General features: G+C 34.2%; 11 protein-coding genes. 1 reads left to right on the top strand and 10 read right to left on the bottom strand.

Translation table 11 applies throughout. The features are described 5' to 3' along the window. The first annotated feature begins 145 nt into the window (after positions 1-145). Positions 146-508, top strand: coding sequence for a hypothetical protein (locus B5G00_RS12875; RefSeq protein ID WP_140403160.1), 363 nt, complete (start codon positions 146-148; stop codon positions 506-508). A 75-nt stretch (positions 509-583) separates the two neighbouring features. Here the strand turns inward: B5G00_RS12875 and B5G00_RS12870 are convergent, their stop codons facing one another. From B5G00_RS12870 to B5G00_RS12825, 10 genes are all read right to left on the bottom strand, one after another. Then, the gene (locus tag B5G00_RS12870) at positions 584-772 is read right to left on the bottom strand and encodes a hypothetical protein (protein WP_114002338.1); all 189 of its coding nucleotides are present in this window, start codon (positions 770-772) and stop codon (positions 584-586) included. A 187-nt stretch (positions 773-959) separates the two neighbouring features. Beyond that, complete coding sequence (locus B5G00_RS12865) at positions 960-1,493, bottom strand: VanZ family protein (RefSeq protein ID WP_087273363.1); 534 nt, start codon at positions 1,491-1,493, stop codon at positions 960-962. After that, positions 1,462-2,193 (bottom strand): hypothetical protein, encoded by a 732-nt coding sequence (locus B5G00_RS12860; protein WP_114002394.1) that lies wholly within the window; start codon positions 2,191-2,193, stop codon positions 1,462-1,464. The genes B5G00_RS12865 and B5G00_RS12860 overlap by 32 nt, the downstream gene beginning before the upstream one ends. Continuing rightward, positions 2,162-2,485 carry a hypothetical protein gene (locus B5G00_RS12855; protein ID WP_087273359.1) on the bottom strand — a complete coding sequence of 108 codons (324 nt, stop codon included), beginning with the start codon at positions 2,483-2,485 and terminating at the stop codon, positions 2,162-2,164. Before B5G00_RS12855 ends, B5G00_RS12860 begins: the two co-directional genes overlap by 32 nt. Before the next feature lie 78 nt (positions 2,486-2,563). Beyond that, on the bottom strand, positions 2,564-4,432 hold the full coding sequence (glmS, locus tag B5G00_RS12850) for a glutamine--fructose-6-phosphate transaminase (isomerizing) (protein ID WP_087273357.1): 1,869 nt from the start codon (positions 4,430-4,432) through the stop codon (positions 2,564-2,566). Between the two features lie 24 nt (positions 4,433-4,456). Further along, positions 4,457-5,092 carry a TRADD-N-associated membrane domain-containing protein gene (locus tag B5G00_RS12845; protein ID WP_087273355.1) on the bottom strand — a complete coding sequence of 212 codons (636 nt, stop codon included), beginning with the start codon at positions 5,090-5,092 and terminating at the stop codon, positions 4,457-4,459. 3 nt (positions 5,093-5,095) lie between these two features. Continuing rightward, entirely contained in the window at positions 5,096-6,334 is a 1,239-nt protein-coding gene (locus B5G00_RS12840; RefSeq protein ID WP_087273381.1) for a nucleotide sugar dehydrogenase, read from the bottom strand. A gap of 15 nt (positions 6,335-6,349) precedes the next feature. Further along, on the bottom strand, positions 6,350-7,213 hold the full coding sequence (locus B5G00_RS12835) for an esterase-like activity of phytase family protein (RefSeq protein ID WP_227200754.1): 864 nt from the start codon (positions 7,211-7,213) through the stop codon (positions 6,350-6,352). Beyond that, positions 7,210-8,670: a lipopolysaccharide biosynthesis protein gene (locus B5G00_RS12830; RefSeq protein WP_087273351.1), complete on the bottom strand. Its 1,461-nt coding sequence runs from the start codon at positions 8,668-8,670 to the stop codon at positions 7,210-7,212. The genes B5G00_RS12835 and B5G00_RS12830 overlap by 4 nt, the downstream gene beginning before the upstream one ends. Positions 8,671-8,672: 2 nt before the next feature. Then, positions 8,673-9,854 carry a hypothetical protein gene (locus tag B5G00_RS12825; protein ID WP_087273349.1) on the bottom strand — a complete coding sequence of 394 codons (1,182 nt, stop codon included), beginning with the start codon at positions 9,852-9,854 and terminating at the stop codon, positions 8,673-8,675. Positions 9,855-9,861 lie beyond the last annotated feature (7 nt).

Here is a 9,861-nt window from a genome sequence, read left to right as displayed (position 1 = left end):
GTCCAACAGCCTGCCGGCTGACTGCCGCAGCAAACTGAAAAAATGAGAGACTAATTTTCCCCCGGTAAATACTGGGGGATTTTCATATTTTGTCAAGATACGGATGATTACCTACTTACGTTTATGTAATATGCAGCAATATCCTGTGATAGATCCTGATACCCAATCATTAATCGAGGGGCTTCTCAGAATACAGGAAAAGCATATCATTATTAAAAAGGAAACTGTAGACACGCTTTTGAAGCAGGAAGATTTTGATCCGGCTTTCCGCACAAATCTTGAAAATTATTTGAATATTGCTCAAGTATACTATGCTTTACCGAAAGGTACATTAAAGGAAGATATTCCTCTGTCCATATCAATAAAAGAACTGGCAAAATTATCTAACGTATCTTCCCTTGAAAAAACATACCATATTCTTCACGAAGATGATCGTGAGTTATCATGCATCCTGAAAAACTGCCTTACTGCTCCTACTGCACCGAAAGATGCATCTGAATCAGAATAACAAAAAAGGAGCCAGGAACATCCTTTTTTCTGAATGTTTCTGACTCCTATTAGTCCTTCGCTCAATACCAATTTATTAAACGGTTACGATATTCTTTTTTACTTCATATACAGTCAAAGAGCCATCCTTTTTACGTCTGACCTCCGCATTATTTCCCCGATCTGTAATAGCACTGATTGTATTCAATAAATATAATGCTTTTTCTGTTTGTCCTGCTCTCTCTGTATCTCTCTGTATATAATCTGTTTTCAAATCTGATCTCATCTCCAGTCCTCCAAGTAATATAAAATCACTCATACGGATAAGGGAAAGAAAACCGCTGATGAGTTTTGACGAGCCATCCCGAAACAGTATTTTACTGTTGCTCATCCAATAGATTTCATGCTAGGGAACAGGGCTGACCTCCTGTTTCCTTTCACATTTATGATTATACTATTAGAACATATGTTCGTCAATCCCTATTTTTCTTTTTCCTGAAAATATTTGCAAAAAGGCAGCCAATCATACAGCCCAGTCCATTATGAATCATATCGTCCCATTCAAATAAGCCACGCATAAAAATCAACTGGCTAAACTCTATTATTGCTGATACCAATATTCCTACAGCCAGAGCCTGATACCACTTTATCTTATGATTTGCAATTATGGGAAGCAAGACTCCGGCTGGCAATAACAATATACAATTCAGCAAATTCTCTTTTAATAATGTCCAATCATGGTAACGAATAATATCTCTCCATGACCAGAATGGTACTAATTCATACTGCCGAATAGTTCCTGTCCTGGTAAATACAGTTGAGCCAAACACAATTCCCAAGAACACCACCAATGCCAATACTGCTACTGCCTGAATTATGCTCAGTTTCTTTCTGTGTACACACACTGCCATTGCTGTACATACCAGTATCAATACTCCCGCAAAAGCTAATATTTCATATCTTGACCATTGCCTATTATATGTTGTCCATATCTGGTAAATATCCATTCAATTTCCTTTCTGTATCAATCAACCCAAATCTCAAGAACATCGAATATAAATAACTGGCACCAAATACTTCTAATTTTTTCGGTCCGCTTATATTTCCTTTCTCCTCCAACGTCACTTTTAGAGCAACTTTCACACTACTTCTCGTTATAGATTTTTTCTTTCGATTAATCTGTATTTCATTTCCGTTTACAGCATACCGAAATCGTAATCCTTTTACCGTTGTAAAGGAATATCCAGAAAAAATTTCAATCGTACTCCACAGATACTTCTCCACACATTCCAAGGAAGCCTCCTTACATATCTGTAATTGCTCAACGGCTTGCTTTCTTTTCCTATACATCCTGCAACGCTCTGCATAAAGACTAAGTTCATCTACATTGTAGATTATTTTAGTATATGGCAAATAGGAATGTACAGACGACTTGCTCAAACCAGTTGCTTTCATTATTTCCGGAATACTCATTCCCTGCTCTCGCATTGAGTTAATCTTCTCACTGTTCTCAGTATGATATACACCTGCAGTAATCAATATTTTTCGTGTTTTCATCAATGTAATGCCAAATTCTTCTGATACTTGCCTTAACGAAATACCTGATCCATCAATCATTCCCGAAGTATATGCTTCTACAATACAATTCTGGAACTGTTCCATTATTCTGTTCTGATCATACCCTGGTTTCTTTTTTGTTCTTCCCATTTTTCTTTACACCACTGCCATGATTGCTTTTATTTTTATTCTTCTCTCTTTTATATTCATCCCATGCATCCACTGCCTCTATCCCTGCCATCCATAGCACCAGGGTATCCGCCCGAAGTGTTATCCCTAAATGCTTCAGCATAAATGGTTCCGGCAAGAGCGAAAGCAAAAAAATCATCAATAGCATGTATGCTTTAAATAATTTGACTATATCCCTCCGCATACGTTTTCTCAAAAAACAATATCCCAAAACATAAAATATAATCACACCTGCCTTAAGCCATACTTTCATACTTTCTCCTTTTTTCGTGTCAATCCAATCATATTATACCGATACTCTGGCAACCACCAGTGCCAGAGTATTCATATCTTATTCTACAGTAACGCTTTTTGCCAGATTTCTAGGTTTGTCTACATCTAACCCTTTAGCCACGCTGACATAATATCCCATTAGCTGCAACGGAACAACTGCCAGACTTCCTACAAAGTGTTCATCTATCTTCGGAACATAAACTGCAAAATTTACTTGATCTTCAATCTCATATTTTCCATATGTTGTCAGTCCCATCAAATACGCACCACGACTCTTGCACTCCAACATATTACTGATGGTTTTCTCGTAAAGATCACTCTGTGTCAATACACCAATTACCAATGTTCCTGGCTCGATCAGACTGATTGTACCATGCTTTAATTCCCCGGCTGCATATGCTTCAGAATGAATATAAGAAATTTCTTTCAGCTTTAAACTACCCTCCAGGGAAATCGCATAATCAATTCCTCTGCCCACAAAGAACACATCATGTGCATTAGCATATTTCGCAGCAAACCATTGCAGTCTTTCCTTATCCTGCAAGATTTTCTGAATCTTATCTGGAATTGTCAATAACTCAGTAATGTAATTACTATACTGCTCTTCTGTAATGGTATTTCTAATTCTGGCAAATTGAACAGCAAGACAATACATTGCTACAAGCTGAGCGCTGTAAGCCTTTGTCGTTGCCACTGATATTTCCGGACCAGCAAGAGTATAGAATACTTTATCTGCCTCACGAGCAATACTGCTGCCAACCACATTTACGATTGCCAGAGTTGTTATATCTTTTTCCTTTGCCAAACGCAAAGCTGCTAAAGTATCTGCTGTTTCCCCCGATTGGCTGATGACAATAACCAATGAATTTTTATTTATTGGCATTTTTCTGTATCTAAATTCAGATGCAAGCTCCACTCTTACTGGAACATCCACCAAGTCCTCTATCACATACTGCGCTGCCATTCCAACATGCCAAGCTGAACCACATGCAACAATATATATCTGTTCAAATTTCCGAATTTCTTCTTCTGTAATTTCAACTGATGATAAATCAATACAATTATTTTTTATGACAGAACCCAAAGTATCCTGAACGGCTTTCGGCTGTTCATGGATCTCTTTCATCATAAAGTGTTCAAATCCTGCTTTTTCTGCTGCCTCGGCATCCCACTTAATTTCTGTTGTCTGCTTTTCAATCTCATCCCCATCAAGGTTAAAGAAATGAGCTTCTCCAGGTGTCAATCTGGCAAATTCCAGATTACCAATATAATAAACATTTCTGGTATATTGCAGAATAGCCGGAACATCAGAAGCCACATAAGTTTCGCCGTCTGTCACTCCAATAATCATTGGACTGTCTTTTCTTGCTACCCAAATTTCTCCCGGATAATCTTTGAACATAAGTTCCAAGGCATAAGAACCACGCACACGAACCATTGTTTTGGCAATCGCATCAATCGGTCCGAGATTATACTTCTTATAATAATAGTCCACTAATTTGATTACTACCTCTGTATCAGTCTGACTATAAAAAGTATAACCATGCTTTAATAATTTTTCTTTAAGCTCCGTATAATTTTCGATAATGCCATTGTGTACTCCAACCACTTCTGATTCTACTTCTCCAGAACCTGATCTTGTACAATTTCCAGATACATGCGGATGTGCATTAATCTGACTTGGCTCGCCATGTGTTGCCCAACGTGTATGTCCGATTCCACATGTTCCTATTAGTGCTTTTCCTTCATCTGTTTTTTCAATCAGATTGCCTAATCTTCCCTTGGCTTTAACCACCTGTGCCAGACGCTCCCCATCTCGCACAGCGATTCCAGCCGAATCGTACCCTCGGTACTCTAATTTAGACAGACCATTTAATAAAATAGGTGCTGCCTGCTGTCTTCCAGTAAAACCAACTATTCCACACATTTTATTTTTATCTCCCCGTAAATACTATTGTTTATTTACATTTTCAAAAATATAATCCATTAATTTTCCATATTGTTCGATTCTATTTTCTTCTGGCAACATTTCGATAATCTGCAAAGCAATTAAATATTTCTCGGTTGCCTCCAATCGTTTGTGGTACTTTGCAAGTTGTTTAGATGTTTCCCTATACATCCAGAAGTAAAGACCAGACACAATCTCTACTATCGCTCCAGATAAACCAGCCATAAATGATGCTGAATTATTTCCACCTAATAAAAATATAATGACTGCCAAAACAAAAAGCATAAATCCTGCAAAGCATGAGAACATAGCTGCTGAAAAAGATTTTCTAATTTGCTGTTTACAGATAACATAGAACTCCTTCAATTCTTTTAAATTTTCAAACATTAAAGTTCTAATATCCTGATTCTCTTCCTTGCTTTTTTCAGTTAAAATATCCAGATCCTTAATGGCTTCTGAAACCTCTTTTGCTTCCTTTTCAGCAACCAACTCATCTGTTTTTACTTTCATTTTGTACAGAGCATGTATTGATTTTATTATCCAAATAATCCCCAAACACCATGTTATCGGAGATGAAACCGGCGATTCACAATACTGCACTATCAATCGATGTATAAATTGCAATGCATTTCCAATCATCTTTTAATCTCTGCCATACAAATCTCTTGTATATACTTTGTCTTTCACATCATCCAAACAACTATCATATCTATTTGCTATAATTGCCTGGCTCTGTTCTTTAAATTTATCCAGATCATTCACAACCTTGCTTCCAAAGAAAGTGCTTCCATCTTCCAATGTTGGTTCATAAATAATAACCGATGCCCCTTTAGCCTTAATTCTCTTCATAACTCCCTGTATAGAAGACTGGCGGAAATTGTCTGAATTTGATTTCATAGTAAGACGGTATACACCAATTACAACCTCTTTTTCCATAGAAGCATCATATGTATTTTCATCTCCATAAGCATAATATCCAGCTTTTTGTAATACACGATCTGCTATAAAATCCTTCCTTGTTCTATTAGACTCAACGATTGCAGACATCATATTCTGAGGAACATCTGCATAATTTGCCAGAAGCTGTTTTGTGTCTTTTGGTAAGCAATATCCACCATAACCAAATGACGGATTGTTATAATGAGAACCAATTCTAGGATCAAGGCATACCCCATTAATAATCTGCTGTGTATTCAGTCCCTTCATTTCTGCATAAGTATCAAGCTCATTAAAATATGATACTCTAAGAGCCAGATATGTATTAGCAAACAACTTCACCGCTTCTGCTTCTGTAAATCCCATTATCAAAGTATCAATATTTTCTTTAATTGCGCCCTCCTGCAGCAATCCAGCAAACGTGTTCGCAGCTTTTACCAATCTGGCATTTTCAACATCTGTTCCCACAATAATTCTGGATGGGTACAGATTATCATATAATGCTTTTGACTCTCGTAAAAATTCCGGACTAAAGATAATATTATCACAGTGGAATTTCTCTCTAATGCTTGCAGTATACCCTACCGGAATTGTAGATTTAATTACCATAATTGCATCTGGATTATATTCAATAACCAGCTTAATCACAGCTTCTACTGCTGACGTATCAAAGAAATTTTTCTTGCTGTCATAGTTTGTAGGTGCAGCAATAACAACAAAATCAGCATCCTTATACGCAGATTCCGCATCTAACGTAGCTGTCAGATTTAACTCTTTTTCCTTCAAATATTTTTCAATATATTCATCCTGAATCGGACTAATCCTTTTATTGATCTTCTCGACTTTTTCCGGGATAATATCAACTGCCATTACCTCATGATTTTGAGATAACAATGTGGCAATAGAAAGTCCTACATATCCTGTTCCTGCTACTGCTATTTTCATTATATTTTCCCCCATTTACTGATAATTTTCTTTGGTTTGTATCTTATTTAAAAAATACATATTAACTTGATTGATTGGCGTTTCAGCGTCATGATAATAACCATCATTTAGCACATACAATACATCATCAACAATCGTAATCCCTTCAATTGCATATGAATCTTTCAATACATATAATGGTTTAACTTTACTTGTTTTTAAGTCAACTGTATAAATATAGCTATCTCCATGATAGTCTGCACCTGCTGAAAAATATATCAAATCATTTTTTTCGTCTAAAAACAATTGATCTTGTCCTTTTATATGTATTTTAATTGTTTTTTGTACTACGCCATCATATGAACAATTATATAAATAATTATTCGTCAAAATCCAAAGCGTGTTACTCCTACTATCATTTGCAATGCCAGATGGTTCTTTTATATCAAAATTTCCTAATTCATTTCCTTTTTCGTCTATATGGCGAACTTTGTTTTCTCCATAAGAACATAACCAGATAGTTCCATCTGTTGACTTAGTAACTCCTTGTATATCTCTCATATTCTCAAATTTTAAATAACAAGGTATATCTCCTTTAATAGCCGAAAAATCCTTTTCAACTATTTCGATAGAAGCCTGGAAAGTCTTATCATTAGGCTTATATTTACCTGCATTCCCTATAAAAAAACTCTCTTCTTCTTTATCCCAATAAAGCCCTGTACACGTAAATCCTACATTAGCTTTTTCTTTGTCCGGCAATTTTAATATTTTATTTGCATATATTTTGTCACATTTCTCTTGTTCAATTTTTACTCTAATACGTGGTAAAATTATATATCCTACTGTAAAAAGTATTATGAGAAAAAATAACATAAAAATTAATTGTTTTTTCTTTTTCATACTTTCTTTCCTTTTCTCAGTTCTGGTATCCATTTTTTCCTTGTTGCAACCAATAATACAAACATCATTAAAGCCAACAAATATCTAGCAACTGCATTTTTATATACAGCAACCATAGACAATGCCACAATACTCGTACCTATAAGTATTGTCATTTGCAATTTTGTATTAAAATAATTTTTCATTTGTATCTCATTATCAATACATTCTTTTCTTGCTAATACAAAATATAAAATCATGACTATTAAATAGCTTACTAATGACGTATATCCACCAGCAACATATCCAAAAATCGGAATAAAAATAGCATTTAAAATTATATTACACACTGCTGCAAATACTGACGCAAACAAAATAAATTTCGTCTTTTTATAATAGAACAAGATATTTACATATTGTTGATATATATACATAACAATAACACTAATTGCTAATGGTGGCATAACCCATATTGCCTCTAAATATTTTTTCCCTCCTAAAATCAAAATTATTTCTGGAGCCATCACAATTTCCGCAATAGCGCAAAAAGCAACTATAATTGTACCGACTGTTATCAATTTACTTTTATCTTTCGACGAATCCTTTAATTTTAATTCCTTAAACAGCCATGCCTGTAAAGATAAATTCAACGCACCACTTATAACAAAGATGACCATGGCTGCACTATATGATACACTATATAAAGCAGCATCTTCATAACCATCAATTTTTTGTATCATTAAACGATCCGAATGATTTAATAATATCATCGATAAGTAATATGGCATCAATGGCAAATTATATTTCAATGCATCTATTGCATAGTCTTTTTTCCATAATGTGGACGTACCTTTATAATTTGATATAAAAAACGGAATTGCAACCCCTAACTGGATTACTGTCCTTGTAGCTATAACATAAAATATAGGATTATCTAAATTAAGGAAAACGGTTAATGCACCAACGATAGGTCCGATAAGACCATATACAATTATTGCAAATAACATTTTCTTATATTGGTTATCAACTCTTTGTCTTGATGACCACAATCCGAAACTGATAGTTCCTATAAAAGAACATATCATCAGTATACTTAACGGAGTACTTATTCCAGTAATATAATTAATGCCCTTGTGAAACATTAAATACATTAACGTCCAAATCACAATCAATACAATACTCAACGATTGCATAGTTGCTGTATATGTTGTCCTATTTTCATCGTCCCTTACTAATCCTGCAACATAACCATTGCTGTATATTCTCAATGTTATAATAATCTCAAATATTTCTAGCCAGGACATAAATATACTATATATTCCATATTCCTCAGTAGCTAAGTAATGCGTCAGTATAATCATTACCAACCAAGGCGCAATTTTTTGTATTATATTTCCCACTGCATACCAAGACGCAGCTTTCATTTCTACTGACATATCTCTATATTTTTTTATGATTTTTTTAAGAAAAAGTTTCATATCTAACTCACTTCTATTGACTGATAAATCTTGCTATTTCCAAAAAAGAAAATAGCAATAAAAATAGTTGATAAATAATGAATCCATATACTCGATCCTGTCATTCCAATGCCTATATAACATAGCAGCATAAAATACATAAATTTTTTACACTTTAAAGGTGCAATATACTTTATCGTTCTTGCACGAATCAATGTAATTCCAAGAATAATGATAGTTCCCCATATTCCGAAAAATGTCAAAAATTGCAAAACAACATTATGCGCATAATAATATTCACCCGAAGTAATATATAGCGGAATTCCAAATCCTCCTGGCAAACCGACTCTACCTCTTGTATACTCTACACATGCCGTATAAATATAATCTCTGTTGGTCAAGTATATCTCATTGCTTTTTATTTGATTTATCAACAAAGTAACACTTCGAGATTGCATTCCATATTGTGCTAGTTTTTGGCTTACCCAATATAAAATATCTATTAAATTGTTTAGCAAAATATATGCCGATACTACCAGTCCTACAATAATTATTAATTTCTTCCATAACTTTATTTTACCTGAATATACATATGCAAATAAAATCATGCACGCTGATATTACTGCAGACATACGTCCACCCAAAACAGCAGTCACAAGAATATTAATGGCAACATTAATATATAACCATTTTCTTTTTTCAATTCCCTGAAGTACCATGTAAGAACCAATAAATACATTTGGTACACATATACTTGTAAATATTGAATAATGCACTAGCCCTTGTTTAAGTAAGACAACTGCAACTAATACCAACGGTAAATTTAATTTAGAAAATTTCCACCATTTTTCAACAAATATTCTTAAATCAAATATATTATTTGAAACACACAAACATGGAACTGCTATGCCAACCAACGCTTGTATACCTTCTATAAATACATAATACCGATAAGGCACTACTATATAATTAATGATTATCGCAGAACAAAAGACAAACAAAAATGTAAGCACACGTTTATTCATGCTCATTGTCGTTCCTATTGCTATTATCGCAAGCATCATATAAATTATATATTCATATAACGATGAAATTTTAAAAGTGTTTTCTAAAATATTCGCAAAGTATGGAACATAAATATATATCACCAATATAATTGCAAGTATTGTACTTTTCTGTTTTATATTTCTTTGTCCATTACTCATATTGCAC

Origin of the sequence: Blautia sp. An46 (genome assembly GCF_002161645.1) — a bacterium.
Classification (GTDB): Bacteria; Bacillota; Clostridia; order Lachnospirales; family Lachnospiraceae; genus Blautia; species Blautia ornithocaccae.
Note: the sequence above shows the minus strand (reverse complement) of the source record. Positions and strands in the feature narration are given on the sequence as shown.